The sequence below is a fragment of the Mesorhizobium sp. B2-8-5 genome (genome assembly GCF_006440675.2).
GTDB lineage: Bacteria > Pseudomonadota > Alphaproteobacteria > Rhizobiales > Rhizobiaceae > Mesorhizobium.
The window spans coordinates 5,123,467-5,148,023 of sequence record NZ_CP083951.1 but is presented as its reverse complement, the minus strand read 5'-3'; the positions used below and the strand labels follow the sequence as shown (position 1 = coordinate 5,148,023).

The window sequence follows — 24,557 nt, the reverse complement described above, 5'->3', positions numbered from 1 at the left end:
GATGGCTCGGCCTCTCAGGCGCAGTCCTTCAACTCGACAACCTCGACGCCGAGGCGGAAGGCCTGGCCATCGGCATAGGAGCGCGCATATTGCTCGGCTTCGAAGGGAAAGATGAGCGTCGTGCCATAGGCGGTGACGCGCACCGTCCACTTCTGGCCCCTGACGAGTTCAACGCCGTGAAGCTTCGCCGTAACCATCTCACCCTCCTCAGATCCGGCACTTCGGCGACATCCGCATAACGTCGCCAAAGTCATTTGAATACAAATAATCCGACCTAATCGTGTCGTTGCGGTCTCGATTCCGACATTGGGTCGTTTACGTCCGTGAAATGGTTCACCGACAGCGGCGCTTTTTTGCGGATGGGCCGCGAGCGGGCTGGATGGCCTGCCTGGAACCGCGACGGCCCCAGGCGGGTTAGGTTCTTGGCTCACAAGGAGACCGCCATGATCCGCAAGCTGAAATCCGGCGAATACAGGCTCTATTCGCGCAAAATCGATCCGAGGACCGGCAAGCGCCGCAATCTAGGCACCTTCAAGTCGCGCGAAGCGGCGGAAAAGCACGAACGCGAAGTGCAGTATTTCAAGCGCCACTAGACCGGTCATCGTCCCACGACAGAATCGCGGCTCGGCCCCGGCTCACCCATGCGGTCGCGGCGGGGTGCGTGGGCGAGGGTGGCCCGGCACGTTCGAGCCGATATGGTCGAGGTCGCAACGTCGCGTCACCATCTCGACCGACCGGGTGTCGACGGTCACGCGCCCCAGAACCTGCACAGTCGTGCGTCCGAGATCCTCGTCGACATGCACGACCTCGCCCTCGAGTCTGAACTTGTCGCCAGCCTTGGCATTGGGCTCGACCATCGAATATTTATGGCTGTCGCCGTCGAGCCTCAGCATCACGCGGTTCTCGTTGCGTTCGACCACGGTGGCGATGACAGCCACCCTGTCGCCTATTTCCACTGTCGGCCGTGTCATCGCGGCCTCCTTTCCGCCTCGGCGATACCTGGCCGACGCAGCCGGCTGGCGCCACGCTGTGTGCCGGCAGCCGCTGAAATAAACGGCAAAACAAGCATTTGGTTGCCGCCGGCCGCCTGCAGCCGCGGGCGGCCGATCACATGAAGCCGGGATTTCGCGGCAGATACTGCGTCCAGTCGCCATAGCCGGGCGATGCCATCAGCAGCATCGGGAAGGTGATGCGCATGCCTTGATCGATCGCGAGGCCGAGCGCGCTCCCGCATGTGCCCGGCAGGAAGGCCGATACCTTCTCGGCCGAGCGATCCGCCGCCAACAGCAACGCCGTTGCAAAGGCATCGCGAACGATATCGGGCCTCGTCACCGCCAGGGGGCCGATATGCCCGCCGGCGTTGATGTATCCGTAGCCGACCGCCTCGCCGCCAGCAAAGAGCAGGACGCCTGTCGTCGACGGATCGGTGCGCAGGTAGCGATGATGCTTCACTCGCGAGGCGCCCAGGGCACGGGCGTCGATCTCGGCAAGTTTCTCCATCGTCGCGGCGCTGTCGTCCATTTCGACGGCGCGCAACGGCGGTTCCGGCAACGCCTTGGTCACCCGTTCGCGCGCGGCGCTGAGAAGGTAGATCGGCGTTTTGGGAAACAAGCCGTGCCGCATGTAAAGCCCCTGCGACACACGATTGAAGGTGAATGTTATAAGTGCCTTGTGGGCTGCGCCTGATGCGCGGGCATGCTCCATGGTCCGTTCCAGCAGCGTGTTTCCGATGCCGCGGCCTTGTCGGCCAGGATCGACGAACAGCTGGGCGAGGAACCAGATATCGCCGCATACCCAGCTCCAGGCGAAGCCGGCAATGTCCCCGTCGTCTTCCGCCACCCACAGGCCGCCGGGGTCGTCCTCGAGCGAAAACAGCTGGAAGTTGGGAGGGCTCGTCGCCGCCATCGGGCCAAAGCCGTGCCGAGTGGTAAGCTCATTGATGCTGGCCACCACCAGCGCATCGGTCGCCACAAGATCATCGGCGCGAGCAGGTCTGTAAACGAGCGACATTGAACAACCTCAGCCACAGAGCGTGAGCCGCAACGCCGATCGTATCAGTTGTCCATGCCTGCCGTCTCGGGCGCCATCAGCAAGCATCGTCCGGGGTCCGAGGCCGCGTTGACCCCCGGCGTTTGCCCACCGATGGCAAGCACGGCAAGCGCCAGCGCCACGCCCAGCGCCTGCCAGCGGCTGATGGTTTCGCCGAGCACGAGATAGCCGAGCGCCAGGGCGAAAGGCGAGGTGAGCGAGAAGAGCAGCGCCGTGATGCGCGGGCCGACCGAATAGATGGTGGCGAAATAGGTCGTGCTGGCAATGCTGATGCCGGCGAAGCTCGATCCGGCAAGCAGCCAGAACTCCCTCGCTCCCATCGTGTGCCAGCCGCCGATCGCCAACGACACCGAGCCGGTCATCACGAAGGTTGCGAGCATCTGCCAGCGGGCAAGCTGGAGCAGGGGAACGCGGCCCTTGAGCTCGCTCAGGAACATGGAGCTCAGCGCGCTGCATAAGGCGGCGGTGACGGCGAAGGCATCGGGGGCGAACATGGCTGGCGGCTGCGAATCCGGAACCGGACAATTGCCGATGCTCACGCCGGCGCGCAGCGCTCGGCTAGGCCGCGCGGGCGCGCGGCGTGCCGAAGATGGACCATGCGGCGGCGACGAGCGCCGCCATCGTGGCAAGCAGCACGCAGAGGCTCGGCAGGTGGAAGACCATGTCGCGCCATCTGGGCTCGACGACGGCGCCGGTGCTGAAAGACTCGCCGCTATACTGGCACAGGATCCACGACGCGCCGCTGCGCACCATGTCGGCGTCGATATCGGAGATCAGTGCTTTCGCGTTGCGTTCGGCTGAGGGCATCGTCGCCATATGGGTGAGCAGCGCCTTGGCGGTGGCGAGGTAGGCGTGGCTGCATTCGTTGAAGGGGCTCTCCTCGTCGCCGAGGCTGCCCGGCATCAGGCCCCAGAGGCAATAGGTGAATTGCAGATTGCCGTGATTGTAGAGCCGCCGGAAGGTCGGGTCGGTCGCGGTCTGGCGCCGGGCGAGCTCGAGGATCTCGCCGCGGTAGCGGGCGATCACGGCCATCTGGCCGTGTGTCAGGCTCGGGATCTGGATGCCGGGAGGAGGCGGGGCGAAGGATCCGCTATGCGCTTCGGCGGGTGCTGCCGCCGTCATGATCGAAAGGGCGGTCGCCAAAAAGAAAATGGCCGCCAGGGCAAGGAACCGTGGCGGCCGACGCATCGAATTTCAGGCGAAGCGGCGGGCAGGGCTGCGCTGGTCGCGCGCCGCGACCACGCGCTCGGCAACCGCGCCGAAGCCGAGCCCGACGACGGTCCATAGCACAAGCTGGATGCCGAGCGAGGCGACGCGGAACTGCCACAGCATCGTCGCCGAGAAGTTCTCCGGTACTTCGTTGATGTCGGGCAGGGCTGCCTTCACCAGCGCGAAGACGACGAGGAAGGCCAGCCCAGCCACGATCGAGGCGTTCCAGGCGCCGAGCCGGGTCCACAGCCGCTGCGCCAGGCCGACCGCCGCCACCATCGCCGCGATCGAGACCACGATCATGATGAAGAACAATTCCGTGCGGTAGCCGATGGTCTCGGCATTGCCGACCGCGGGCGGGTTGGCCGGGTATTTGAGGCCGGGCACCACGATCACCGCCAGGAAGCCGAGCAGCGCGATGAGCGCCGAAGTGCCACGGGGCCCAAGCGAACCCAGCCGGCCATAGGCATAAGCGAAGACCAGCGAGAACAGCCCGCCGAGGGCGGCGCCATAGACCAGCACGCCGGTTGCGAGACCGATGCCGGCCTGCGTGACGCGGCTGACCATCTCGGGCTCCGGCGCCTCGCCGGCCGCCTGGGCCTGCTGTTCCTCGAAGGCGATCGCCTTGTCGACCTGCGGCTCGCCATAGACGCGGGCGAAGGCGAATGCCAGAATCCCCGCAACCAACCCGACAAGCATGCCGCGCAGCAAAAGTTTTCCGACCATGTCGTTAACCCTCTAAGCAATTCCAGGGAAAGTGCGTAGCGGTTTTCCCGTCCGGAATAGCGTTAAGCCAACCCAGCAATTCCAGGAAAACTGCGTGCCGGTTTTCCGTCCGGATTAGACCAAAATCGAAGCGAGTTCAGCGATGCTGAACCGTCTTAGTGGCAGGGGAAGCCGAGCAGGTGGCGGCCGTCATGCACGAATTCGTGCACATAGGTGCCGCGGATCAGCGACGTTGCGCCTTCTTCCGCCCCGACGAAATAGATCGCCAGCATCAACAGCAGGCCGGCGAAGATGGCCCACGGCAGAAGCTCGCGAACCGGAATCGCAACCGGACCGTAGCTGGGGGCGAAGGTGGTGTCGGACATATTGACCTCCCGTGGGATACTGCGTCCCGTTGATCGAACAATGCTGCGGAATAAGGCCTGACTTTCGGCTGGTGCCGATCACAGTGGCGCGACCGTGCCGGACTCGCACCGGCTTCCAATCCCGTATAGCGCTAAAACACTTGTCAGCACTTCGTTCGCCTGTCAACGACATGTAATGGCCAACACGGCTTCGCGCGGCCGAAATTTCACTGGACCACGGAGTTTTGGGATGCTCGCCCGCCTTACGATGATCGCAAGCGGCGCGACGCAGGCCATGCGTAAGGGGCGCTTTCCGAGTAACGAGGGGCTGGAGCCGCAAGCCATCGACCGCGCCGCTGCGCTGGCCGCTGCGCTGCGCAGCGCCGACCGCGTCTGGACAAGCCCGGCGCTGGCCGCGCGGCAGACGGCGGAGGCGCTCGGCCTGGCGGCGACGGTCGAGCCGCTGCTTGCCGAGCAGGATTTCGGGCGCTGGGCCGGCAAAGGCTTCGAGGAGGTGCAGGCAGAAGATCCGGAAGGCATGGCGGCCTGGTTCGCCGATGCGGAAGCGGCGCCCCATGGCGGCGAGTCGCTTGCCGCCGTGGCCTCGCGCGGCGCCGCACTGATGGAGCGCCTGGCCGCCGAGAGCGGCCACACCATCGCGCTCACGCACGCCCTGCCGATCCGCGCGGCCATGGTGCATGTTCTGGGCGCGCCGCTTTCCTCGGTCTGGAAGATCGACATCGAGCCGCTGTCGCTCACCGAGTTCCGCGGCGACGGCCGCCGCTGGGTGCTGCACGCGAGCGGGGTCATCGCCTCTGGTTGAACCCTCTGGGCATGAAAGATCCCGATGAACGCGGTCGGCCTATGAAGCTGCCGTTCCGCGTTTCAGTGATTGCTAACGGAACGGAAACGCCTCGCTGCTATGGTGCTGCCCTGTTGCGAGGAGAGCCTTGCCTGAGGAGCCCGCCGGATATGGCCAATTTTCCCGAGACCGAGCGCCGTCTTCATGCGCGCGAATTCGTGCTCAAGGAAGCCACGATCATCGCCGCCGGCGTCAGGATCGGCTGCTCGGTCAGAAATCAGCACGAGCAAGGTGCGGAATTGCGCGTCGGCGCCGATGTGGAGATCCCGGACCGCTTCCTGCTCGAGGTCCCGGCCGACGATACGGCCTATCGCGCTTTGGTGCGGTGGCGGCGCAACGACCGCGTCGGCGTGGCGCTCTACAGCAACGCGCCGAAGGACTGATGCGCGGCCGTCCCCACCAATTCGTTACTTCATCCTGCCCAAGGCGACGTGCAGCCTGGCATATCGGGAACGCAACCGCCGCGAGCGCGTTCATTGCCGGACCAACAGGGATTTGCGAATGAGCAGGACAGCCGTTTGGGTGGCGCTGCTCGCCATTTACCTGTTGCAGGCCAATGGCCCATGGTGGATCTCCTGTGGTTGTGCAGGGATGAACCTCTGATCGGCTGAGGGTTCCGCCGACGAAGCGAAAGCTGCTCAGCGAAGCGCCACCCACCCCGTCACGAGGATGAGAACCAGCGTGACCAGCGCGCCCGAGACATAGAGGATCGTCCTGACGCTGCCGCCCTTGGCGGCGTTGCCGCCGCGCAGGTAGATGACCATGTGTACGAGACGTATCGCCAAGTGAACCCAGACGAGCACGGCGAGCGTCACCGGCTCGACGCCGACCATCATCGCCAGCAACACGGGCACGACGAAGGGCGCGAGCGCCTCGACCGAGTTCATGTGGACGCGATCGATCCGGTAAAGAGAGTTGTCGTCGTCCGCCGGGATCACCGGCCCTGAAAGCTTGTCTGCAAAACCCTTGGACGAGCCTGAGTAGATCGCCAGCGCGACCGACAGGAGGCAGAGCGCAAGCACGCCGAGGGTGCTCAACCAATAGGCTTCCATTATGTCCAGTGCTCCTCCGATCGCCACCGTGCGGGCCATGCCCCGGGAGGTGCTGTCAGGCCGCCCGGGCAAAAAGCGCTTGGAACCGCTGCAGGTAGAGCGGCCAGCCCTGATCGCCGTCGACCCCGCTGCGTACGCCTTCCCAGCCTTGGCCATGCCGTTCGATATGGCGGTGCTCGATTTCGACCCGGGTCCGGTTTTCCGCCTCGGCCGTGAAGCGGACCTCCCACTCGCTCGTCCTGGCGAGGTCGGTTTCGATCTGCCAGCGCGGGCTGATGTCCCAGCTCAGAAGCAGCCGGTCGGGCGGATCGTAGGCCAGCACGCGGGCGAAGCGGCACTCTGAGCCGTCGACCCCGCGGTCGTAGACGTGGCCGCCGACGTGCGGCTCGAAGATCGTTTCCGCGATCGGCACGGCAAGCAGATTGTGCTCGCGCGGCTTGAAGCTGCCGAAATCCTCGGTGAACACTTTGAAGGCGCGCGCGATCGGCGCCTCGACGACGACGGAATGCCTTACGGGAGCAGGTGCCGGTTGCTTGATCATGTCTCGTCCTTTGTCGGTTGCTCGACGGCCAGCTTGTAGGCCGCAAGCGTCTTCACCCAGAACTGATCGATCTCCGCGCGAAACGCCGCGAGCCCGTCCGGATCGATCCGGTAAATGCGCTCCTTGCCGGAGCGCGTATCAGCCACCAGTCCGGCATCCTTGAGCACCTTCAGATGCTGCGAGACGGCCGGCCGCGTCACGGGCAGCGCATTAGCGAGCCCGCTGACCGAACTGGGTCGGTCGACCAGCAGTTCGAAGATCGTGCGTCGCGTCTGATCGCCGAGCGCAGTCCAGTATTTCGCGTTAGTAGCCACTAACGCGAAAATTAGGACGATGCGTCTGACCTGTCAACCCGGATGGAGAGTGCCACCTGTGGCCGGTCCGATTGGCTGGCCAACCGCCTCTTGGGGCAAGATTTTCCGTTCATTTCCGTGAAATCAGCGCAAACGCCGGGGATTGGTGGAGGCCGCCCCAACCTCGTCATTCTTTGGCGGAGCAGGGAGCGAAGCGACGCGGCGCAGACCATAGAAATCCATTCCGTGACTTGGAAGCGACGCCACGGTGCAGAATTTTGCTCTGTTGCATTCCTGGGTGAAGGCAACGGCCTGGATTCGAGGGTCTTCGCGACGGAGCTTCGCTCCTGCTCCGCCCTGCAAACGATCGCGATGGGCGTTTCGGCCAATCTCCAACGCGTCCCACCTGCCAACGCAAACAGAGCCGACCGGTCAAAATCTCAGTGCAGTGCCACTAATCGACACCGCGCTTGCGTGCTTGCAGATCGCGCGCCGCTTGCTCGATCACAGCGCGGTCGTTGCCCAGCCTGTCGAGCAGCTCTTGCGCCTCGTCGCCCGAAATGCCGGTGCGCATGGCAAGCGCCTCCACCGTCAGCACGTCCGCGCTGTCGATCTCGCGCGTTTCGGGCAGCGCATCGTCCGCCGTCAGCGGCAGGGCGGCCTCGCGGTCGATCTCCAACTCCGCCTGATGCCAGTGCCGTTCATGATTGCCCAGGATGCCGCCCTCGCGCTGAAAGATCTCATAGGCACGCTGCCTGATCTTCTCGGTCCGATCGTCGTCGTCCATCGCCGTTCCTCCTTGCGTGTCACAAGAACGCAGGACAGGGCGGAACGATCCGCGTCGTTCACGAAGTGATCGCCGGCACAATTCCGGCCCTCCACTGCGCAGATTTCTGCCTGGAGTTACGGCCCGTATATCGCAACTGGCTTGCCGAACATGCCGGGCTCGGGTTTTACGCCGAGCCCCGGCCCCTGCGGCACGGCGATGTGCCCTTGCTTGATGACGACCGGGTGCTTCTGGTCGAAATGGCCCTTGATGTATTCCTGGGCGATCCAGGTGCCCTCCATGCGGCGCGGCTCGACGGTGGCGGCCAGATGCACGCAGGCCGCCGCGATGATGTCGCCGCCCCAGGCGTCGTCGCAGCTGTGCGGCAGCGAGCGGATGGCGCAGAGGTCGCGCACCGTCGTCATCTTGGTGAGGCCGCCAAGGCGCGTCACCTTGAAGCCGAAGCCGTCGGCGATGCCGAGCGAGATGGCCCTCAGCACGGCGTTCTGGTCCTCGGTGCTTTCGTCGAGATAGACCGGATGCGTCACGCGGCCCTTCAGCGTCGCGACCTCGTCCATCGTGTTGCAGGGCTGTTCGAAGACGAAGGGGATTTGCTGGCAGAGCCGGTCGAGGTGGATCGCGGCGGCGACCGTCAAGCCTCGGTTGCCGTCGACAGCTAGCCGAGCCTTGTAGCCGACCGCTTCCCACACCTTGTGGACGACGGCCACGTCCTCTTCCAGGTTGCGCCCGCCGATCTTGACCTGCAGGCGCGGGTAGCCGTCCCTCACCTTGTCGGCGGCGATCCGCGCCGTCTCGTCCGGCGCCCCGACGATCAGCGAATAATAGGCCGGCACGCGGTCGGTCAGCGCGCCGCCCAAAAGCGTCGAGACCGGCACGCCGAGCTTCTGGCCGAGCAGGTCGAGGAACGCCATATCGAATGCGGCCTTGGCGTAGCCGTGCCCGCTAAGCCGCTCGTCCATCTGTTTCGCCAGCTGCCTGATCGAGGCGACCTCCGAGCCGGTCAGGCCCGGCGCGATTTCGGCGATCGCGGCGCGGGCGCCAAGCGCATGATGCGGCTGGTAGACCGGGCCGATCGGACAGGTCTCGCCCCAGCCGGCAAAACCATCATCTGTGACGATTTCGACCAGTGTGGAGTCGAGCGCCTCCACGTCGGCGCTGGCCATGCGGTAGACACCGCCTTTAACCGGCAGTTGCGCCGAATAGACGTTGATGCGGTCGATACGCATACGGGCTTCCCTCCGAAGGACACGTCGGCAACGGGGCCTTTGCAGGCCCCGCCTATTACATCCGCGCCCTGGCCGAGGTCGGGTCGTAAGGCGAATCCGCGATCACTTCGGCGGCCCTCCATTCGCCCAGGATCGCGACGTCGAGCTTCGTGCCGGGTTTGGAAAACCGTTCGGGCAGCAGCGCCAGCGCCACGTCATGCCCGAGCGCGTAGCCATAGCCGCCCGACGTGATGCGCCCGACCAGCGCGCCGTCGCTGTAGAGTCCTTCGTTGGCAAGGGAGCTTGCGCCTTCGGTGTCGATCCTAAGCGTCACCGAGCGGCGCTGGTCGTTGCGCTCCTTGTATTTCAGCACCGCGTCGCGCCCGACGAAGTCGCCCTTGTCGAGGCGGATGAAACGCTCCAGCCCGCTCTCCAGCGCGTTGAGCTCGGGATTCATGTCGCGGTACATGGCGCGATAGGATTTCTCGAGCCTGAGCGACTCCAGCGCGTGCAGCCCGACCAGCCGCATGCCGTGCTTCTCGCCTTGCTTCAGGATCGCGTCGAGCAATTGACGCTGATAGGGCAGGGGATGGTAGAGCTCCCAGCCCAGCTCGCCTTCATAGTTGACGCGCAACAGCCGCACGTCGCTGGCCAGAGCCACATTGCCGGTCTTGACGCCGAACCACGGAAAACTTTCGTTGGAAAGGTCGATCTCGGTGAGCGGCTGCAGCACCTCGCGCGCCTTGGGTCCGACGACCGTGAAACAGCCGCGATCGTTGGTGACGTTCTTCAGGCTCACGCTGCCATCGGCGGGGAGCAGCCTGGACAGATCGTCGAAATTCCAGCGCTCGGCACGCGGCGTCGAGATCAGGTAGAACAGATCATCGCCGAGGCGCGCCACCATATATTCCGCCTGCACGCCGCCGTTGGCGGTAAGCTGATGCGCCAGCGTCACCTTGCCGACCGCCGGCAGGCGGTTGGCGATGATCCCGTCCAGCCAGGCGGCCGCGCCTCGTCCCGACACTTCGAACTTGGTCATCGGCGTCATCTCGACCAGGCCGACGGCATTGCGCACAGCGAGCACCTCCTCGCCGACGAGGTTGCCCTTCGGCGTCCAGCGCCAGCTATACTGGTCCTTCGCCTCGACGCCGTCGCGCGCGAACCAGTTGGGCATCTCCCAGCCATTGAGCACGCCCCAGACGGCGCCGAGCTCCGTCAGCCTGTCATAGGAGGGCGCGGTCTTTTGCGGCCGCGCGGCGGGCATGTCCTGTCCGGGATATTTCTGCTCGGCATGCGTGCCCCAGGCCTCGCGCACCTTTTCGCGCGTCCAAGCCTTGTTGGCGTAATCGCCGAAGCGGCGTGGATCGAGGTCGGAGACATCGAGGCTGTTGCCGCCTTCGACGATCCGCTCCGACAGATAATAGCCGATCGTGCCGCCCCACAGGATGCCGCCCGGCACGCCCTCGGCCAGCCACACATTGGGCAGGCCCCAGGCCGGACCCATCAAGGGCAGCTCGTCCGCCGTCATCTGGAAGGGGCCGCGCACATTGGCCTTGATGCCGACGCGTCCAAGCGCCGGGACGAGCTGCAGCGCCTGTTCCCAGTTCCACGACACCGCGTCGAAATCCTCTTCCAGCAGGTCGGCGCCGAACCAGGCGGGAACGCCATCCTCGGCGAAGAGCTTCAGGTGCTCGGTGCGCTCGTAAGGCCCGAACATGAAGCCGTCGCCTTCCTCGCGCAGATAGCCCTCGAAACCTTCGTCGCGCAGGATCGGCATTTCGGGCCGGCCCGCGCGCTTGCGCTCGACCACCTCCGGTACGGCTTCGGTGATCCAGTATTGATGCAGGATCGGGATCGCCGGGATGTCGAGGCCGAGCAGCGCGCCGGTCTGGCGCGCGTAATTGCCGGTGGCGCAAATCACATGCTCGCAGGTGATGTCGCCCTGGTTGGTCTGCACCACCCACTCGCCGCTGGCCGTCCGTTTGAAGCCGGTCACCTCGGTGTTGAGATAGACCTTGGCGCCGAGATCCCGCGCGCCCTTGGCCATGGCATGCGTCACGTCGGCCGGCGCGATATGGCCGTCGTCCGGATGATAGAGTGCGCCGAGCATTTGCTTGTTGTCGAGCAGCGGCCAGAGCTTTCGCGCCTCGTCGGGTGTCAGCAACTGCGCCTGCATGTTCTGCACCTCGGCGACGCTCATATAGCTCTTGTATTCGTCGAGGCGGTCTCTCGAATTGGCGATGCGCAGCTGTCCGCATTTGTGCCAGCCGACCGGCTGCCCGGTCTCGGCCTCGAGCCCTTCATAGATCTCGATGGTCTTGTTGATCATCCGCCCGACATTGATGTTGCGGGCGTAGGACGGGATCAGCCCGGCCGCATGCCATGTCGAGCCGGCGGTCAGCTGCGTGCGCTCGAGCAGCGCCACATCCCTCCAGCCGCGCTTCGCCAGGCCATAAAGGATACCGGCGCCGACGCATCCTCCGCCGACGATCACCACGCGCGCATGTGTCTGCATCAAACCACCGAAACCATATCATTGTTGAACGAGCGCCGCCGAAGCTACAGGCGGGGAAAGCCCGTGTAACGTCTTCAAAAACTGGGGGTCATGATAAGCTGGATTTATGCAACAGGTTACAGCGTGGCGGCCTCGCGACCCGCCGGCATTTCACTGTGCTTGCCCGTCTTGCGCCGTCTCTTGTTTGAAGTCGACTTTGGTGCCGGGCTTGACCATGGCGGCGAGATCTTCGGCATCCCAGTTGGTGAGCCGGATGCAGCCATGCGAGAAGGTCGTGCCGATCTTGCCCGGATCGGGCGTGCCGTGGATGCCGTAGCTTTCGATCGTGAGATCGATCCAGACGACCCCGACCGGATTGTTCGGTCCCGCGGCGATGGTGAAGGGCCGCTTGCTCCTCACCCCCTTGAAGGCGAACTTCGGATTGTAATGGTAGGTCGGATTGTGGACGACGCGCTTGACCTCCGCCGCGCCACTCGGCGCCGGCTTTTCCTCACTGCCGATCGAGGCGGGATAGACCGCAAGCGCCTTGCCTGACGCATCGAGCGCGCGCACCTGGCGGGCGCCCTTGTCGACCTCGACGCTGGCGACGGTCGCGGGAGGGTCGCCGCGGCCGATATCAGGCACCACCAGCGTGGTGTCGGCCTTCCTGAAAACGGTTTTGGGATTGAGCAGCCTCAGCAGTTGTTCGCTGACATGGAAGCGCTCCGCCAGTTTTTCCCGCGCGTTGCGATAGCCGAGCCGCTTCAGATGCGCCATCCGCTCCATGCGGGCGGGGATGCGCCTGGTGAACGGCCCGCGCACATCCTTGGCCGTGATCTCGTAGTTTATCAACACCGGGCCGGCGAAAGTCGCTGTGAGCTTGTCCCAGGTCTCCCGGGTGAGCTTGCCGTCGGAGGGCAGTCCGTTCGCCGCCTGGAAGGCTGCGACGGCCTTGGAAAAATTGTCGGAAAGGCGGCCGTCGATCAGGCCGGGAGAGAAGCGGGCGCGATCAAGCAGGATCTGCGCCCTGAGCACCATCGGATCGACGCCCTTCGGCTCGCCCTCGCTGAATTGCGCCTGGTTGACAGCGGCGAGGTCGAGCTTGGCTGCCAGCGTCCCGCCGCACGCGAGCGCGAGCGCCAACGCAACGACACCAAGCAGCCTGACCATCGACGTCACTCCAGGATCGCGACAAGAGCCTGTCTCTATGACGCGGCACGGCCGATGTGGTTCCTGTCGCGGGGAGTCGCACGAAGATCATCGCGAGTGTGCGCTTTCTCCTATAGACATTTGAATTTTAAGCTGGAAACCAGTTCCCATGAACGCAAAGAACTGGCATTATCGTGCCAGGGCCTGCGCATTTTCTGATTCCATGGCCCCTCGTGCTGGTAACCGACGGCTCCCCAACGCCCCCCGCCCATGCCGTCGGTTGCCCTGTTGGCGCTTTCCGGTCTGAGCCCCATGGGCTTCGTCAGTAGCGGCTGGTCATCGGCTGGAATTGAGCTTCTGGATGCGCCCCTTATCCAGCCGGAATACGCCGTCCGTGCCGCCTTGGATCTCGAAATCGGTTTGCAACTCGTCCCATGAGCCGAGATATTTGCCGCACTCAGCGCAATGGATCGCCGTTTCGGGTTGAGCATCGGCCGGAATTTGCAAACGGATGGTGCCGCAAAACGGGCATTCCAGTTTGTGGTCCAGATACTCGCCAGCCATGGTTGTGCAACATCGCGCAATCGGCACGTCTTCGCAAGGCTGGGATTTTGGCAAGCCTTTGCTTCAGCCCGGCCCGATCTCCTCAAACAGCCAATCGCGAAACGCCTTCACCTTGCGCTGGCGGATCGCCTCCGGCGGGTAGACGAGGTAAAAGCTGGAGACCGCTTTCAGCGCATGGTCGAACGGCCGCACCAGCCGGCCGGTGGCGAGATCGGCGGAAACCAGCATGGTGCGGCCGAGCACCACGCCTTCGCCCTGCACCGCCGACTCCACCGCGAAGGTGGCGGAGTCGAAGGTGAGGCCGCTGTTCGGGTCGATGCCCTCGACGCCGGCACTGGCAAGCCACGCCGCCCAGTCGATGCGGTAGCCGTCGCGGATCAGCGTGTGGTGCCTGAGGTCCTGCGGGTGCTTGAGCGGACGCGGCCCTTCCAGAAGCTTCGGGCTGCAGACCGGAAAGACCTCCTCGCCGGTGAGGAATTCCGACGTCAGCCCGTGATAATGCCCGCCGCCATAACGGATAGCGACGTCGATGCCGTCGCCGCGGAAATTGGTCAGCTTGCCGGTGGTCGAGACGCGCACGTCGATGTCGCCATGCGCGCGGTGGAAACGGTAGAGCCTCGGCACCAGCCACTTGCCGGCAAAGCCGTCCGAGGTGCTGACATTCAGCGTCGAACCCGAATGGCGCAAGGTCGCCGTCTGCGTCGCCAGCGCGAGCTGGTCGAGCGTCTCGCGCACCGCAGCCGCATAGGGCTCGCCGACCGGTGTGAGCCGCACCGAGCGCGTGGCGCGTTCGAAGAGCTGCACGCCGAGCTGTTCCTCCAGATGTTTTATCGCCCGGCTGACGGCGCCATGCGTGAGATTGAGCTCGTCCGCGGCCCTGGAAAAATTCAGGTGCCGGGCGGCAGCCTCGAAGGCCGGGAGGGCATTGAGCGGCGGCAGTCTGCGGGTCATGGCCAGATCGATTTGTGAGTGTTGGTAACAAATCCTTGCCAAACTTTGGTTTGTCCGTCGAGCTTTTTCCAGCCAAAAATCCTCACAGAATTTGTGATCAACACTCACTTCAGATCAAACCTGCGAGGACACCATGGCCACCGTTCACCCCTTCCTCTGGTTCAACCTCGACGCCGAAGTCGCGCGCGACTTCTATCTGTCCGTTTTCAAGAACAGCCGCGCGTTGCAGAGCATCGAGTTCACCGACAAGCCGCACGCGATCTTCGACTTCGAACTGGAAGGCCAGCGCTTTACCGCTTTGAATGCCGGCGGCGTGCCGCCCTTCAACGAGCGCATCTCGCTCTACATCGAGACTGAGGACCAGGCCGAGACCGACTATTTCTGGAACGCGCTGACTGCCGACGGCGGCTCGGAGCAGCCCTGCGGCTGGCTGAAGGACAAATTCGGCGTCTACTGGCAGGTCATTCCCAGCGAAGCCCTGCGGCTGATGAACGACCCGGATCGCGCAAAGGCCGACCGGGCTCGGCAGGCGATGTATTCGATGAAGAAGATCATCCTCGCCGATATCGCGGCCGCCCACGCCGGCCGCGCCTGATTTCAGTCCATCACGGAAAGACGGAGAAGACCCGTGACCAGTCTCCCTATGACATCGCTTAATGGAAAGAAGATCATTGTCGTCGGCGGCAGCTCCGGCATAGGTTTCGGCGTCGCGGCAGCGGCGCTTGCAAGCGGCGCGGAGGTGGTGATCGTCGGCCGTTCGGCCGAAAAGCTGAAGACCGCCGAAAAGCGGCTCGGCGGGGCAGGGCGCGTGACTGGCATCGCCGCCGATATGGCCAATGAGGCCAAGGTGTCCGGCTTGTTCGAGGCAGCCGGCGCCTTCGATCATCTGGTCGCGACGGCCGGCACGCCACCGCCCAATGATCCGATCGGCGAGACCGACATGGATTTCGTACGCGGCTTCGTCGACGGCAAGCTGATCGGCGCGGTGATGCTGGCCAAGCATGCCGTGCGCACGCTGAACAAGGGCGGCTCGATGATCTTCACTTCCGGCATCAACAAGGACCGCCCGCCGGTCCCGGGCGGCTCGGTGGTCTCGGCGGTCGCCGGCTCTTTCAGCTATTTCGCCCGCGCGCTGGCGCTGGAGCTCGCGCCGACCCGCGTCAACATCGTCTCGCCCGGCTGGGTCGATACCGAAATGTGGGACGAGATCGTCGGCGAGGCCAAGTCAGGTTATTTCGAGCAGATGGGCGCGCGTATCCCGGCGGGAAAGATCGCCAAACCCGCCGACATCGCGCCCGCCTATCTCTATCTGATGCAGAACGAATTCATGACCGGCGAGACCGTCCACATCGACGGCGGGCAGCGGCTGGTGTGAGCGGGCAGGGCCAGACCTCTGTCTGAGGATCCGGCCTCATCCATCGCCGCCGCAAGGGCCGGGCGTCGCTTTCCAGGCCTTCGCCGGGCAATGGCGTTTCCGGCGGAACGCCAATATAGATGACGCTTGAATGAGCAGTGCCTCCGCTTCGTCGAGGAATGCCATGCGAAGGGTCATCGTCACCACAGCCATGTGGATTGGCGCCGCGACAGGCGCCAACGCCCATGACTGGTACGAAAACAAGGTCGACCCGGTAACGAACTTCAAATGCTGTGGCGGCACGGATTGCCGCCCCATACCGGAGTCTGCCGTGCAATCCATGGCCGACGGCGGCTATGTCTATCTTCCCGAAGGTTTCAACATCCCGCGAGAGCGCGTGCAGGAATCGCCGGACGGCCGCTACCATATCTGCGAGAACCATTACGTCATAACCAACCAGCCCTATCTGCGCTGCTTCTTCGCGCCGCGGCTCAAGGTCTCGCGGCTGCTCCCGCGCTGATCAAACGATCGCTCCTCGACTACGCTTAGGTCTGGTGATCGACATCAGCCGAATGCTCGGCCTGCGCGTATCCGAAATAGTCCATGATTTCCCGCGCTTCGCCGGCGTCGAAACGGCAAGCCACTTCCGTCGGCAGCCTGGATCGCCAGCCGCCCCTATAATCGGTGATCGGCTGGTTCACCTGGGCGTGCCGGCGAGCGGAATGCGCCGTGCGAACCGCCTTTTCCCGCCCCCATACAACAGGCTGCTTGTGATAGTTCAGAATGCCCGGATCGAAGGCCACGCCGATGAAGCGGCACAGCCGTTCGATGGAAAGCGCCGGCGATTCGATGAAGTCCTCATAGCGCCATAGGATGCTTTCGCCCTTTTCGACGCGAAGCATCGAAGCCTTGCTGTCGGCGATCCATCTTTGGAAGGCCTTGTCGAAATCGCCCTCATAACGCTGCCCGAGCGACGCCACGACATCCCTGCCGTCGCGCGTGACGACGATAAAGCGCGCGCCCGGGATCGTCTCGGTGATCTGCCTTGTATGGTGGATATGGTTCGGAGTCTTTTCGACCCAGACGCTGCGGCGTGAAATGGCCGCCTGCAATAAGACCAGGCTTAGCTTGGTCCATCGCGCTCCACTGTTGGAGACAAAAGCGCTTGTCTCGCGTCGAATGGCGAAGACATCCGGATGGGCAGCCAGTATCCGGGCGAGCAAGGTCGATCCCGTATGCCCACAACCGCAAATGAATATAGAAACCTTGGGCTTCGGAAGAAGCCGCACCACACCCCTGTGCACGATTTTATTCTCCCCCGGAAATTTTAATGAACCTTCTTCTTCCGGAGATTGCAACGGGAAATGCTTATATGCGGTCGGCGACGAACAGATAATTGCCGCTGACGACAGTGATCTGGAGGGCCGGGGCAAGCGCCGGGCGTCCGGCTGGTCCAGCCGGCGGAAACGACCAAGACGTTCTGCCGTCAAACGCGGTGCCGAAGCGCCGCGACGACCACCGCCATCGCCGGCGAGAGCTGTCGCCGGCTTGGGTAATAGAGGTGGTAGCCTGGAAAGGGCAGGCTCCAGTCGTCGAGCACGAGCCTCAGCCGGCCCTCGGCCACATGCTGGCTGACGAGGTCTTCCGGAACATAGGCTATGCCGTATCCGTTCAGCGCGGCGTCGACCATGGGGATGGTCGTGTTGAAGGTAAGTTGGCCCTCCACCCGCACCCTGAGCTCGCGGCCCTTTTTCTCGAACTCCCAGGCATAGAGCCCGCCGAACGTCGTCTGTCGCAGGCAGATACAGTCATGCGCGACCAGGTCCTGCGGTGCTTTCGGGATGGGGCGGCGCGAAAAATAGTCCGGCGAAGCCACCGCCACCAACCGCCAGTCGGCGCCGATGCGCACCGCGATCATGTCCTTGTCGACGTTCTCGCCGAGCCGCACGCCGGCGTCGAAGCGCTCCTCGACGATGTTGCGCATGCCGTTGTCGCTGTAGAGCTCGACGCGCAGGTCGGGATAGTCACGCAGCATCGGCTGCAGCTTCGGCCAGACAACCATCCGCAGCGCATGGTCCGACAGTGTGATACGCACCGTGCCGGCGGGCCTGTCGCGGAAGGCGACCAGGCTCGACAGGTCGGACTCGATGCCTTCGAACCGCGGGACCAGCGACTGGTAGAGCCGCTCGCCTGCTTCCGTGGGCGCTACGCTCCGCGTCGTGCGGGTCAGCAGCCGCACGCCGAGCCGCGCCTCCAATTGCTTGATCGTATGGCTGAGCGTCGATTGCGACGTGCCGAGCTCGGCCGCCGCCCTGGTGAAGCTGCGCTCCCTGGCCACCGTCAGGAACCACAGCAAATCCTTCAGATCCTCGCGCTGCATGGGGCACCATCCTGGCTCGGCCGCTCGTTCAAGCTGTGGCGGTTCGTGGCCACCACTCGTCAATTCATATCAAGAATGGATAAGTTCATGCAGATTGCAATGGCTAATGTGAATAGTGCCAGTGATCTATATAGCCGCCAGCGAAATGACTGGAGGGCCCGACGGCGGGTCGCGGCATATGGATACGACCTACGACAGCCAATTGGCGAAAGCCCAAGCGGTGAAAGCGCCCAGCGCGTGGGGAGCGGTGACATGCCTGTCGCTGCTCACCTTCGTGCTGGTGGCGTCGGAGTTCATGCCGGTCAGCCTGCTCACCCCCATTGCCAATGAACTCGCCATCTCCGAGGGTCAGGCCGGCCAGGCGATCTCCGTCTCCGGCTTCTTCGCGGTCCTCGCCAGCCTGTTCGGCAATGCGCTCTTGTCGCGGCTGGACCGGCGGACCGTCATTGTCCTCTACACGGCCATCCTCGTGGTCTCCGGCCTGGCGATCACCTTCGCGCCGAACTATCTCGTCTTCATGCTCGGCCGGGCCCTGATCGGCGTGTCGATCGGCGGCTTCTGGTCCTTGTCCACCGCTATCCTGGCCCGCATCGTGCCTGGCGCCGACCTGCCCAGGGCGATCGCCATGCTGCAGGGCGGAACGGCCTTCGCCTCGGTGATCGCGGCGCCGCTCGGAAGTTTTCTCGGCGGCCTGATCGGCTGGCGCGGCGCCTTCTTCATCGTCGTTCCGATCGGCCTCCTCGCGATTGTCTGGCAGCTTGCCGTCCTGCCGAAAATGCCCGCGGGTGAGCAGGCTTCGGTCGGCAAAATGCTGGGCCTGCTCGGCAATCGCGTCTTCGCCATCGGCATGGCGGCCACCACGCTCGCCTTCATGGGCCAGTTCGCGCTCTCCACCTATCTGCGCCCCTTCCTCGAAAACGTCACCGGCCTTGAGGTGAATACGCTGTCGCTGGTGCTGCTTGGGCTGGGGCTTGCGGGCCTGGTCGGCACGTCGGCGGTCGGGTTCCTGCTCCGCTTGCATCTCGCGGCCGTGCTGGTCGGCTTGCCGACGGTTCTGGCGCTCATCGCGTTGCTGCTGGTCGCGCTCGGTCCGTTCGCCATCGCGGCCGCCGTCCTGCTGATCGCCTGGGGCCTGTTCACCACGCCGATTCCCGTCGCCTGGAACACCTGGATGACCCGGGTGATCCCGCACGATCTCGAGGCGGGCGGCGGGCTGCAGGTCGCGCTGATCCAGTTCGCCATCACCTTCGGCGCCTTCGCTGGCGGGCTGCTGTTCGATGCCGCCGGCTGGTGGAGCCCCTTCGCGCTCGGCGCCGTGCTGCTTCTCGGTTCGGCGCTGCTTGCCGCCGCGGCGACAGCGCGCGGGAGCAGCCATAGATGACGCGACAACCGGTCAGCCGGCGAACGCTGCTCTGCGCCGCGCTTGCAACCGTGGTCATGCCGCGGCCGGCCAACAGCCAACAGGGCAGGGACCCGGCCAACCAGGAGCCGACCGACATGAGGATCAGGATGACGTTCGATGGCCGGACCATGACCGCCACGCTCCACGACAATCCTTCTGCGCGGGACTTCTTCCCGATGCTGCCGCTGGATCTCAAGATCGAGGACTACGCGCACAATGAGAAGATCGCCTACCTGCCGCGCAAGCTGACCGGGGAGGGCAGCGGTCCATTTGGCAACGAGCAGCCCTACGATCTCTGCTATTTCATGCCCTGGGGCAATCTGGCGATGTTTTACGCCGATTATCGCCATCCCGGGCTGATCAGGCTCGGCCGCTTCGACGGGGGCCAGGAGGCCTTGCACGGTCGCGGCGCTTTCCCTCTTCACATCGAACGCATTTGACGACGTAAAGGAGATTACCATGGACATTCTTCGCGCAGGCACGCGGCCTTCCGGCAAGGGTCCGGCAAGTTGGTTCACCGGCACCGTGCGGATCGATCCGCTCTTCAATCCCTTCGACGCCGAGCGGGTGCAAGGCGCGCAGGTCACTTTCGAGCCCGGCGCCCGCACCGCCTGGCACACGCATCCGCTCGGACAGACGCTGATGGTCATTTCCGGCCTCGGCCGCGTGCAGCGCGAGGGCGGCCCGGTGGAGGAGATCCGGCCGGGCGACATCGTCTGGTTCGCGCCTGGCGAAAAACACTGGCATGGCGCGTCCCCTGCAACCGCCATGACCCACATCGCCCTCCAGGAGGTCAAGGACGGCAAGGTCGTCGACTGGCTGGAACACGTCAGCGACGCCGATTACGGCGCCTGAGCTTCCTGCCCGACCCTGTCTGATTGAACGAAAGGAAAGCAAATGCTCGCAACTGTTCTTCACAAGCCCGGCGACATCCGCTGCGAGGAAGTCGCCGATCCGAAAATCCTGCGCCCGACGGACGCCATCATCAAGCTCTCGGCCAGTTGCATCTGCGGCTCGGACCTGTGGCCCTATCGCGGGCTGCAGCCGGTCGACGGCCCGCAGCACATGGGTCATGAATATTGCGGCATCGTGGTCGAGGTGGGCTGCGAGGTGCGCAATGTCCGTCCCGGCCAGTTCGTCGTCGGCTCCTTCTGCCTCTCCGACAACACCTGCCCGCATTGCCGCTTCGGCTTCCAGTCCTCCTGCGAGCAGCGCGAGTTCATGAGCGGCGCCCAGGCGCCTTACGCCCGCGTGCCGCTGGCCGACGGGACGCTGGTGACGACTTCCGAGGTTCCGCCGGTGGAGCTTATCCCTGACTTGCTGGCGGTGTCGGACGTGCTCGGGACCGGCTGGTACGCGGCCGATGCGGCCGAGGTGTGCGAAGGATCGACGGTGGTCGTCGTCGGCGACGGCGCGGTCGGCCTGATGGGCGTGCTCGCGGCCAGGGAGATGGGCGCCGAGCGCATCATCGCCATGAGCCGCCATGCAAGCCGCCAGAAACTCGCGCGCGAATTCGGCGCCACCGAGATCGTGTCCGAGCGCGGTGAGGAAGGCATTGCGCGCATCAAGGAGCTGACCAGGGGCGTCGGCGCGGATTCGGTGCTGGAATGTGTCGGCACGGGAGAATCCTTCGACCAGGCACTGGCCTGCTCGCGGCCCGGTGGCACGATTGGTTATGTCGGCGTGCCGCATGGCGTGAGCTTCGACGGCCAGCGCCTGTTCTTCGGCCAGAAGCGCATGCTGGGCGGCCCGGCGCCGGTGCGCCGCTTCCTGCCCGACCTGATGGAGCGCGTGCTGCAAGGCCGCATCAAGCCCGGCAAGGTCTTCGACCTCAAGCTGCCGCTGGCCGAGGTGGCGGAAGGCTACCGCGCGATGGACGAGCGCCGCGCCGTCAAGGTCATGCTCGAGGTCTAGGTTTCGCCGGCAGGTGGCCGCGAGCCCTCGGCAGTCGGGCCGAGGACCCGCGCATGTCAGTACCGGGGCACTTCGGCCCACAGTTTGGTGGCAAAGCCGCGCTTGTCGAGCACCCATGACTGGCCGGTGATCACCGCCTTGCCAGCCGCGCATTTGTAGGCATAGACGGCGTCGTGTCCCGTCGCGAAAGCCGGCACGACGTCGACATTCGGGTTGGTCCTGCAGAACTCGTCCGCGCCGGGATTGTCGCGCGCGGCGTTCATCTTCGCGCAGGGCAGGTTGGCGCCGACGAAGCAGGCCAGCAGCTTGCCGTTCATGCAGCGATAGTTGGCTTGCGTCGCAAGCTCCGATTCCTGCGGCGCGCTCTTGGCCTCCGGAAACAGCTTCTTGAATGCCTTGACGGTGCCGGCGTGAAGCGCGTGCGAATAGGGGCGGACCGTGTCGTCGTTCTTCACCTGGCGGCAGAGCTTGTGGAGATCCTGCGCAGCCGCCGCCGTGGCGTTGCCGGCGGCAGCGGCGGTAAAGGCAAGTGCCGATGCAAAAAGGCCGATTGCCGAAAGACGAAACGCCGCCATTGTGACCTCCTCGGACTGGCCGGAGCAAAATCCGCGGAAAACCGTTAGGTCCGATTAAGACCATGCAGGAAGCCGCAAGGATGGCACAATCTGTCAACAAAAAGGAACCGCTCGCCTTCCACTTTGCCGATGACGGGCTGGTGCCCAACCATCCGCGCTGGCCGATGCTCGTCTATCCCGGCGCGGTGCAACTGCCGGACGACGTCGATCCGGCGGCCGTCTTTGAGGGTATTTTCGGCGCCAATGGCTGGGGCGACAGCTGGCGAGACGGCATCTACGGCTTCGTCCACTATCATTCGCGCATCCACGAGGTGCTGGGCATCGCGCGCGGCGCCGCCGAGGTCCGCTTCGGCGGCGATAAGGGCAAGGTGCTCGAGGTCAAGGCGGGCGACGTGGCGGTGCTGCCGGCCGGCACCGGCCACCAGCGCCTGTCCGCCTCGGCCGATCTTCTGGTAGTCGGCGCGTATCCGCCCTTCGGCACCTATGATTTGTGCCGGAGCCCGGAGCAGCACGCCGAGGCACTGCGCACGATCCCGAAGATCGGCCGGCCGGACAAGGATCCGGTCCATGGCGGCGACGGGCCGCTGCTGAAAGCATGGAGCGAAGGCTGAAATGGCAAGGATCGTCGCCATCGAGCATCTGACGCTGGACGGTGTCTTCCAGGCGCCTGCGCGCGCCGATGAAGACACGCGCAACGGTTTTGCACATGGCGGCTGGGGCATTGCGGGCAGCGACCCGCAGATGCAGGAGGTCATCGGACGCGCCATGGCCGGCGGCTGGTCGCTGCTCGCCGGCCGGACGACCTATGAGGATCTTCACGAAGCCTGGGCTGTCCGCCAGCCAGCCAGTCCGATGACCAGGGCGCTGACCGGCGCGCAGAAATTCGTCGCCTCGCATGACGCCGGCTACGAACCGCGCTGGGAGAATTCGACGCTGCTTGCCGGCGATGCCGGGGAGGCCGTGCGCGCGCTCAAGCAAGGCCACGACAAGACGCTGGTCATGTTCGGCAGCGGCAAGCTGCTGCGCGCGCTGATGCGGCACGGGCTGATCGATGAGCTGGTGCTGATGGTCCACCCGCTGGTGCTGGGGGAAGGCTCGCGCCTTTTTGAGCCGGGGCAGGCGCCGTCGGCGCTGAAGCTGTCGGACCTGGTATCGACCGCGACGGGCGTTGCGGTCCTAACCTACGCGTTCGACGGGGAGGGCGCGGCGGAGCGGCTGCGGTAGAAACCGGGCCGCGGCCCACAGCCTATGGATAATGTGTCTTCTTCGGCGCGTAGGTCGACGGATCGAAATCCAGTTCCTTCGGCAGCGGCTGGCTCGAGCACTGCAGGTGTATCTGGCGGGCGAGCAGCCGTCGCTGCTGCTGCTCGTGCTCCTTGGCGGCCGCGACTAGCCCCATGCTGTAGGGGCCAACCAGCACGCCGAAGCCCCAGCCGGGGTTCTGCTTCTCGCGGGTGGCGTAATCCGAGGCCGCCTTGCGGGCCTGCTGGCATTCCGGCGACGCCCATTTCGGATCCTGCTGGGGAAGCGAGGCGCCATAGTCGACTGGGGAGGATACGCACCCAGCCGCTGCCGCGCTCAGCGCGACGATCACCGCAATTCTCATTGTTTGAGTCTCTGCTAATTTAGGGCGAAGACTACACGGAACGCGTCTTCGCACAAGCGAGACGGCTCGAAAGCGGATGGAAGGACCGAGGGCCGCATCGTCGCACTTCGAGCCCGGTTCCCGGATTCTTTTCAACGCCCCGTTCCATTTCCACCCGCCATTTCGTCCTTGGTTCGTCCATCGCAAAAAGGAGAACCGCAATGGCTGGAATGATCGTCATCTACAAGCAGCCGGCGGACGCGCAGGCGTTCGACAAGGATTATTTCGAGACGCACATACCGCTTGCCAAGAAAATTCCGGGTCTCAGGAAATACGAGGTCAGCCGGGGGCCTATCACGGTGCTGGCCGGACCATCCGACATCTACCTGATCGGGATGCTGCATTTCGACGATCTCGACGCCATGAAGAAGGGTTTCGCGAGCCCGGAAGGAAAAGCGGCGGGCGCTGATCGCCGGCTTTACGCACCTGACGAGTCGGGCGTCCAGATGTTCCTTTTCGACAGCAGGGAGGTTTAGAACCTGCGGCTGAGATAAGCCGATCCGCCGAGGCCAAAGCGCCACTCGGCTTCCACGCCCTTGGTCAGGCCGATCCGGCGACCGGCGAGGATCGCGGCCGGGTCGGCTTCGGAACGGGCGAATTCGAAAGGTGGTGCGGTCAGCGGCAGGCGGTTGTGCGAGCCGTCGATGCCGAGCGCCTGGCAAAGCTTGCCGGGGCCTGAGCAGAGCAGCCGCTCGTCATCCATTCCGCGCCGCGCGCGCATGGCGGCGATACCGGATTGCGGTTGGATGGCGCGGATCAGCACCGCGCTGCCCGGCAGGCACACCGCGTTCAGGCACCAATGCAGTCCATAGGAGCGGTACACGTAAGCGGTGCCGGGCACGCCATACATCGGCGCGTTGCGCGGCGTGCGGCCGCGAAAGCTGTGCGAGGCGGGGTCGTCGGGCCGGTACGCCTCGGTTTCGACGACGATGCCGCCGACGCCACTGAGGTCGAGCCTCGCGCCGATCAGCGCGCGTGCCACGACAACCGCGTCGCGGGCGAAGAAGTCGGCGGCGGAGCCAGCACTAAATGGCATGGTGATTGACGTCGATCGGGCAGGC

General features: G+C 64.7%; 34 protein-coding genes and 1 riboswitch. Of the genes, 13 read left to right on the top strand and 21 right to left on the bottom strand.

Features of this window, described 5'->3' with window-relative positions:
• Nucleotides 1-14: 14 nt before the first annotated feature.
• Entirely contained in the window at nucleotides 15-197 is a 183-nt protein-coding gene (locus tag FJ430_RS25425; protein WP_036258067.1) for a hypothetical protein, read from the bottom strand.
• A 246-nt stretch (nucleotides 198-443) separates the two neighbouring features.
• Here FJ430_RS25425 and FJ430_RS25420 point away from each other — a divergent pair, with 246 nt between their 5' ends.
• Nucleotides 444-593: a hypothetical protein gene (locus FJ430_RS25420; protein ID WP_112100506.1), complete on the top strand. Its 150-nt coding sequence runs from the start codon at nucleotides 444-446 to the stop codon at nucleotides 591-593.
• Between the two features lie 42 nt (nucleotides 594-635).
• On the opposite strand, the gene FJ430_RS25415 is transcribed toward FJ430_RS25420, so the two are convergent.
• The 6 genes from FJ430_RS25415 to FJ430_RS25390 all read right to left on the bottom strand — a co-directional run bounded on the left by FJ430_RS25415 (nucleotide 636) and on the right by FJ430_RS25390 (nucleotide 4,349).
• Entirely contained in the window at nucleotides 636-971 is a 336-nt protein-coding gene (locus FJ430_RS25415) for a hypothetical protein (RefSeq protein ID WP_140644945.1), read from the bottom strand.
• Between the two features lie 136 nt (nucleotides 972-1,107).
• A complete protein-coding gene (locus FJ430_RS25410; protein ID WP_226891909.1) occupies nucleotides 1,108-1,971 on the bottom strand; it encodes a GNAT family N-acetyltransferase in 864 nt (287 codons plus the stop codon).
• Nucleotides 1,972-2,054: 83 nt separating this feature from the next.
• Entirely contained in the window at nucleotides 2,055-2,543 is a 489-nt protein-coding gene (locus FJ430_RS25405) for a DMT family transporter (protein ID WP_140703431.1), read from the bottom strand.
• Between the two features lie 64 nt (nucleotides 2,544-2,607).
• On the bottom strand, nucleotides 2,608-3,192 hold the full coding sequence (locus tag FJ430_RS25400) for a hypothetical protein (protein WP_140703433.1): 585 nt from the start codon (nucleotides 3,190-3,192) through the stop codon (nucleotides 2,608-2,610).
• A 51-nt stretch (nucleotides 3,193-3,243) separates the two neighbouring features.
• Nucleotides 3,244-3,984 carry a CbtA family protein gene (locus tag FJ430_RS25395; protein WP_140703435.1) on the bottom strand — a complete coding sequence of 247 codons (741 nt, stop codon included), beginning with the start codon at nucleotides 3,982-3,984 and terminating at the stop codon, nucleotides 3,244-3,246.
• Nucleotides 3,985-4,139: 155 nt separating this feature from the next.
• Nucleotides 4,140-4,349: a CbtB domain-containing protein gene (locus tag FJ430_RS25390; protein WP_140658443.1), complete on the bottom strand. Its 210-nt coding sequence runs from the start codon at nucleotides 4,347-4,349 to the stop codon at nucleotides 4,140-4,142.
• Nucleotides 4,350-4,493: riboswitch (adenosylcobalamin (AdoCbl) riboswitch) on the bottom strand. It abuts the gene before it with no gap.
• 85 nt (nucleotides 4,494-4,578) lie between these two features.
• Here FJ430_RS25390 and FJ430_RS25385 point away from each other — a divergent pair.
• Both FJ430_RS25385 and FJ430_RS25380 read left to right on the top strand, forming a co-directional pair.
• Nucleotides 4,579-5,151 carry a histidine phosphatase family protein gene (locus FJ430_RS25385; protein ID WP_140703437.1) on the top strand — a complete coding sequence of 191 codons (573 nt, stop codon included), beginning with the start codon at nucleotides 4,579-4,581 and terminating at the stop codon, nucleotides 5,149-5,151.
• Between the two features lie 149 nt (nucleotides 5,152-5,300).
• Nucleotides 5,301-5,573 carry a PilZ domain-containing protein gene (locus FJ430_RS25380; protein WP_140658448.1) on the top strand — a complete coding sequence of 91 codons (273 nt, stop codon included), beginning with the start codon at nucleotides 5,301-5,303 and terminating at the stop codon, nucleotides 5,571-5,573.
• Nucleotides 5,574-5,828: 255 nt separating this feature from the next.
• On the opposite strand, the gene FJ430_RS25375 is transcribed toward FJ430_RS25380, so the two are convergent.
• The 9 genes from FJ430_RS25375 to FJ430_RS25335 all read right to left on the bottom strand — a co-directional run bounded on the left by FJ430_RS25375 (nucleotide 5,829) and on the right by FJ430_RS25335 (nucleotide 14,226).
• Nucleotides 5,829-6,227 (bottom strand): MAPEG family protein, encoded by a 399-nt coding sequence (locus FJ430_RS25375; protein ID WP_226891907.1) that lies wholly within the window; start codon nucleotides 6,225-6,227, stop codon nucleotides 5,829-5,831.
• Nucleotides 6,228-6,297: 70 nt separating this feature from the next.
• Nucleotides 6,298-6,783, bottom strand: a complete 486-nt coding sequence (locus FJ430_RS25370; protein ID WP_095770074.1) for an SRPBCC family protein — start codon at nucleotides 6,781-6,783, stop codon at nucleotides 6,298-6,300.
• A complete protein-coding gene (locus tag FJ430_RS25365; RefSeq protein WP_181175242.1) occupies nucleotides 6,780-7,097 on the bottom strand; it encodes an ArsR/SmtB family transcription factor in 318 nt (105 codons plus the stop codon). Before FJ430_RS25365 ends, FJ430_RS25370 begins: the two co-directional genes overlap by 4 nt.
• Nucleotides 7,098-7,530: 433 nt before the next feature.
• Nucleotides 7,531-7,863, bottom strand: coding sequence for a DUF2934 domain-containing protein (locus tag FJ430_RS25360; RefSeq protein WP_140703443.1), 333 nt, complete (start codon nucleotides 7,861-7,863; stop codon nucleotides 7,531-7,533).
• Between the two features lie 116 nt (nucleotides 7,864-7,979).
• Nucleotides 7,980-9,089, bottom strand: coding sequence for a mandelate racemase/muconate lactonizing enzyme family protein (locus FJ430_RS25355; RefSeq protein ID WP_140703445.1), 1,110 nt, complete (start codon nucleotides 9,087-9,089; stop codon nucleotides 7,980-7,982).
• Nucleotides 9,090-9,144: 55 nt separating this feature from the next.
• Nucleotides 9,145-11,583, bottom strand: a complete 2,439-nt coding sequence (locus FJ430_RS25350) for a GcvT family protein (RefSeq protein ID WP_140703447.1) — start codon at nucleotides 11,581-11,583, stop codon at nucleotides 9,145-9,147.
• 150 nt (nucleotides 11,584-11,733) lie between these two features.
• Nucleotides 11,734-12,732: a L,D-transpeptidase family protein gene (locus tag FJ430_RS25345; RefSeq protein ID WP_140658459.1), complete on the bottom strand. Its 999-nt coding sequence runs from the start codon at nucleotides 12,730-12,732 to the stop codon at nucleotides 11,734-11,736.
• Nucleotides 12,733-13,047: 315 nt separating this feature from the next.
• Nucleotides 13,048-13,275, bottom strand: coding sequence for a hypothetical protein (locus FJ430_RS25340; protein ID WP_140644929.1), 228 nt, complete (start codon nucleotides 13,273-13,275; stop codon nucleotides 13,048-13,050).
• A 63-nt stretch (nucleotides 13,276-13,338) separates the two neighbouring features.
• The gene (locus tag FJ430_RS25335) at nucleotides 13,339-14,226 is read right to left on the bottom strand and encodes a transcriptional regulator GcvA (RefSeq protein ID WP_140703449.1); all 888 of its coding nucleotides are present in this window, start codon (nucleotides 14,224-14,226) and stop codon (nucleotides 13,339-13,341) included.
• Between the two features lie 133 nt (nucleotides 14,227-14,359).
• Here FJ430_RS25335 and FJ430_RS25330 point away from each other — a divergent pair, with 133 nt between their 5' ends.
• From FJ430_RS25330 to FJ430_RS25320, 3 genes are all read left to right on the top strand, one after another.
• Complete coding sequence (locus tag FJ430_RS25330; RefSeq protein WP_140658471.1) at nucleotides 14,360-14,821, top strand: VOC family protein; 462 nt, start codon at nucleotides 14,360-14,362, stop codon at nucleotides 14,819-14,821.
• A gap of 33 nt (nucleotides 14,822-14,854) precedes the next feature.
• Nucleotides 14,855-15,601: an SDR family oxidoreductase gene (locus FJ430_RS25325; protein ID WP_210242086.1), complete on the top strand. Its 747-nt coding sequence runs from the start codon at nucleotides 14,855-14,857 to the stop codon at nucleotides 15,599-15,601.
• Nucleotides 15,602-15,764: 163 nt separating this feature from the next.
• Nucleotides 15,765-16,100 carry a hypothetical protein gene (locus FJ430_RS25320; protein WP_140703451.1) on the top strand — a complete coding sequence of 112 codons (336 nt, stop codon included), beginning with the start codon at nucleotides 15,765-15,767 and terminating at the stop codon, nucleotides 16,098-16,100.
• Nucleotides 16,101-16,125: 25 nt separating this feature from the next.
• Here FJ430_RS25320 and FJ430_RS25315 read toward each other — a convergent pair whose 3' ends face one another.
• Both FJ430_RS25315 and FJ430_RS25310 read right to left on the bottom strand, forming a co-directional pair.
• Nucleotides 16,126-17,070, bottom strand: coding sequence for a sulfotransferase family protein (locus FJ430_RS25315; RefSeq protein WP_181175243.1), 945 nt, complete (start codon nucleotides 17,068-17,070; stop codon nucleotides 16,126-16,128).
• Nucleotides 17,067-17,960 carry a LysR family transcriptional regulator gene (locus FJ430_RS25310; protein WP_140644923.1) on the bottom strand — a complete coding sequence of 298 codons (894 nt, stop codon included), beginning with the start codon at nucleotides 17,958-17,960 and terminating at the stop codon, nucleotides 17,067-17,069. Before FJ430_RS25310 ends, FJ430_RS25315 begins: the two co-directional genes overlap by 4 nt.
• A 178-nt stretch (nucleotides 17,961-18,138) precedes the next feature.
• Between FJ430_RS25310 and FJ430_RS25305 the strand changes: the two genes are divergently transcribed.
• The 4 genes from FJ430_RS25305 to FJ430_RS25290 are packed head-to-tail and all read left to right on the top strand — an operon-like array spanning nucleotide 18,139 to nucleotide 21,276.
• Nucleotides 18,139-19,341 carry an MFS transporter gene (locus FJ430_RS25305; protein ID WP_140703455.1) on the top strand — a complete coding sequence of 401 codons (1,203 nt, stop codon included), beginning with the start codon at nucleotides 18,139-18,141 and terminating at the stop codon, nucleotides 19,339-19,341.
• On the top strand, nucleotides 19,338-19,802 hold the full coding sequence (locus FJ430_RS25300) for a cyclophilin-like fold protein (protein ID WP_140703457.1): 465 nt from the start codon (nucleotides 19,338-19,340) through the stop codon (nucleotides 19,800-19,802). Before FJ430_RS25305 ends, FJ430_RS25300 begins: the two co-directional genes overlap by 4 nt.
• A gap of 19 nt (nucleotides 19,803-19,821) precedes the next feature.
• Complete coding sequence (locus FJ430_RS25295; RefSeq protein ID WP_140703459.1) at nucleotides 19,822-20,217, top strand: cupin domain-containing protein; 396 nt, start codon at nucleotides 19,822-19,824, stop codon at nucleotides 20,215-20,217.
• Between the two features lie 42 nt (nucleotides 20,218-20,259).
• Nucleotides 20,260-21,276 (top strand): zinc-dependent alcohol dehydrogenase family protein, encoded by a 1,017-nt coding sequence (locus FJ430_RS25290; RefSeq protein WP_140703461.1) that lies wholly within the window; start codon nucleotides 20,260-20,262, stop codon nucleotides 21,274-21,276.
• 56 nt (nucleotides 21,277-21,332) lie between these two features.
• Here FJ430_RS25290 and FJ430_RS25285 read toward each other — a convergent pair whose 3' ends face one another.
• The gene (locus FJ430_RS25285; RefSeq protein ID WP_140703463.1) at nucleotides 21,333-21,851 is read right to left on the bottom strand and encodes a hypothetical protein; all 519 of its coding nucleotides are present in this window, start codon (nucleotides 21,849-21,851) and stop codon (nucleotides 21,333-21,335) included.
• Between the two features lie 80 nt (nucleotides 21,852-21,931).
• Between FJ430_RS25285 and FJ430_RS25280 the strand changes: the two genes are divergently transcribed.
• On the top strand, nucleotides 21,932-22,462 hold the full coding sequence (locus FJ430_RS25280; RefSeq protein WP_140703465.1) for a cupin: 531 nt from the start codon (nucleotides 21,932-21,934) through the stop codon (nucleotides 22,460-22,462).
• 1 nt (nucleotide 22,463) lies between these two features.
• Entirely contained in the window at nucleotides 22,464-23,075 is a 612-nt protein-coding gene (locus FJ430_RS25275; protein ID WP_140703467.1) for a dihydrofolate reductase family protein, read from the top strand.
• 22 nt (nucleotides 23,076-23,097) lie between these two features.
• On the opposite strand, the gene FJ430_RS25270 is transcribed toward FJ430_RS25275, so the two are convergent.
• The gene (locus FJ430_RS25270) at nucleotides 23,098-23,457 is read right to left on the bottom strand and encodes a hypothetical protein (RefSeq protein ID WP_140644915.1); all 360 of its coding nucleotides are present in this window, start codon (nucleotides 23,455-23,457) and stop codon (nucleotides 23,098-23,100) included.
• Between the two features lie 200 nt (nucleotides 23,458-23,657).
• On the opposite strand from FJ430_RS25270, the gene FJ430_RS25265 reads away from it, so the two are divergent.
• Complete coding sequence (locus tag FJ430_RS25265; protein WP_140703470.1) at nucleotides 23,658-23,972, top strand: EthD family reductase; 315 nt, start codon at nucleotides 23,658-23,660, stop codon at nucleotides 23,970-23,972.
• Here FJ430_RS25265 and FJ430_RS25260 read toward each other — a convergent pair.
• Complete coding sequence (locus tag FJ430_RS25260) at nucleotides 23,969-24,532, bottom strand: DNA-3-methyladenine glycosylase (protein WP_140703472.1); 564 nt, start codon at nucleotides 24,530-24,532, stop codon at nucleotides 23,969-23,971. The two genes, FJ430_RS25265 and FJ430_RS25260, sit on opposite strands and share 4 nt — an antisense overlap.
• Nucleotides 24,533-24,557 lie beyond the last annotated feature (25 nt).

Coding starts and splice junctions, on each gene's coding strand:
- FJ430_RS25425 (WP_036258067.1), bottom strand. CDS start 197: ATGGTTACGGCGAAGCTTCACGGCGTTGAACTCGTCAGGGGCCAGAAG.
- FJ430_RS25420 (WP_112100506.1), top strand. CDS start 444: ATGATCCGCAAGCTGAAATCCGGCGAATACAGGCTCTATTCGCGCAAA.
- FJ430_RS25415 (WP_140644945.1), bottom strand. CDS start 971: ATGACACGGCCGACAGTGGAAATAGGCGACAGGGTGGCTGTCATCGCC.
- FJ430_RS25405 (WP_140703431.1), bottom strand. CDS start 2,543: ATGTTCGCCCCCGATGCCTTCGCCGTCACCGCCGCCTTATGCAGCGCG.
- FJ430_RS25395 (WP_140703435.1), bottom strand. CDS start 3,984: ATGGTCGGAAAACTTTTGCTGCGCGGCATGCTTGTCGGGTTGGTTGCG.
- FJ430_RS25390 (WP_140658443.1), bottom strand. CDS start 4,349: ATGTCCGACACCACCTTCGCCCCCAGCTACGGTCCGGTTGCGATTCCG.
- FJ430_RS25385 (WP_140703437.1), top strand. CDS start 4,579: ATGCTCGCCCGCCTTACGATGATCGCAAGCGGCGCGACGCAGGCCATG.
- FJ430_RS25380 (WP_140658448.1), top strand. CDS start 5,301: ATGGCCAATTTTCCCGAGACCGAGCGCCGTCTTCATGCGCGCGAATTC.
- FJ430_RS25370 (WP_095770074.1), bottom strand. CDS start 6,783: ATGATCAAGCAACCGGCACCTGCTCCCGTAAGGCATTCCGTCGTCGTC.
- FJ430_RS25360 (WP_140703443.1), bottom strand. CDS start 7,863: ATGGACGACGACGATCGGACCGAGAAGATCAGGCAGCGTGCCTATGAG.
- FJ430_RS25355 (WP_140703445.1), bottom strand. CDS start 9,089: ATGCGTATCGACCGCATCAACGTCTATTCGGCGCAACTGCCGGTTAAA.
- FJ430_RS25350 (WP_140703447.1), bottom strand. CDS start 11,583: ATGCAGACACATGCGCGCGTGGTGATCGTCGGCGGAGGATGCGTCGGC.
- FJ430_RS25345 (WP_140658459.1), bottom strand. CDS start 12,732: ATGGTCAGGCTGCTTGGTGTCGTTGCGTTGGCGCTCGCGCTCGCGTGC.
- FJ430_RS25340 (WP_140644929.1), bottom strand. CDS start 13,275: ATGGCTGGCGAGTATCTGGACCACAAACTGGAATGCCCGTTTTGCGGC.
- FJ430_RS25335 (WP_140703449.1), bottom strand. CDS start 14,226: ATGACCCGCAGACTGCCGCCGCTCAATGCCCTCCCGGCCTTCGAGGCT.
- FJ430_RS25330 (WP_140658471.1), top strand. CDS start 14,360: ATGGCCACCGTTCACCCCTTCCTCTGGTTCAACCTCGACGCCGAAGTC.
- FJ430_RS25320 (WP_140703451.1), top strand. CDS start 15,765: ATGCGAAGGGTCATCGTCACCACAGCCATGTGGATTGGCGCCGCGACA.
- FJ430_RS25310 (WP_140644923.1), bottom strand. CDS start 17,960: ATGCAGCGCGAGGATCTGAAGGATTTGCTGTGGTTCCTGACGGTGGCC.
- FJ430_RS25305 (WP_140703455.1), top strand. CDS start 18,139: ATGGATACGACCTACGACAGCCAATTGGCGAAAGCCCAAGCGGTGAAA.
- FJ430_RS25300 (WP_140703457.1), top strand. CDS start 19,338: ATGACGCGACAACCGGTCAGCCGGCGAACGCTGCTCTGCGCCGCGCTT.
- FJ430_RS25295 (WP_140703459.1), top strand. CDS start 19,822: ATGGACATTCTTCGCGCAGGCACGCGGCCTTCCGGCAAGGGTCCGGCA.
- FJ430_RS25290 (WP_140703461.1), top strand. CDS start 20,260: ATGCTCGCAACTGTTCTTCACAAGCCCGGCGACATCCGCTGCGAGGAA.
- FJ430_RS25285 (WP_140703463.1), bottom strand. CDS start 21,851: ATGGCGGCGTTTCGTCTTTCGGCAATCGGCCTTTTTGCATCGGCACTT.
- FJ430_RS25280 (WP_140703465.1), top strand. CDS start 21,932: ATGGCACAATCTGTCAACAAAAAGGAACCGCTCGCCTTCCACTTTGCC.
- FJ430_RS25275 (WP_140703467.1), top strand. CDS start 22,464: ATGGCAAGGATCGTCGCCATCGAGCATCTGACGCTGGACGGTGTCTTC.
- FJ430_RS25270 (WP_140644915.1), bottom strand. CDS start 23,457: ATGAGAATTGCGGTGATCGTCGCGCTGAGCGCGGCAGCGGCTGGGTGC.
- FJ430_RS25265 (WP_140703470.1), top strand. CDS start 23,658: ATGGCTGGAATGATCGTCATCTACAAGCAGCCGGCGGACGCGCAGGCG.
- FJ430_RS25260 (WP_140703472.1), bottom strand. CDS start 24,532: ATGCCATTTAGTGCTGGCTCCGCCGCCGACTTCTTCGCCCGCGACGCG.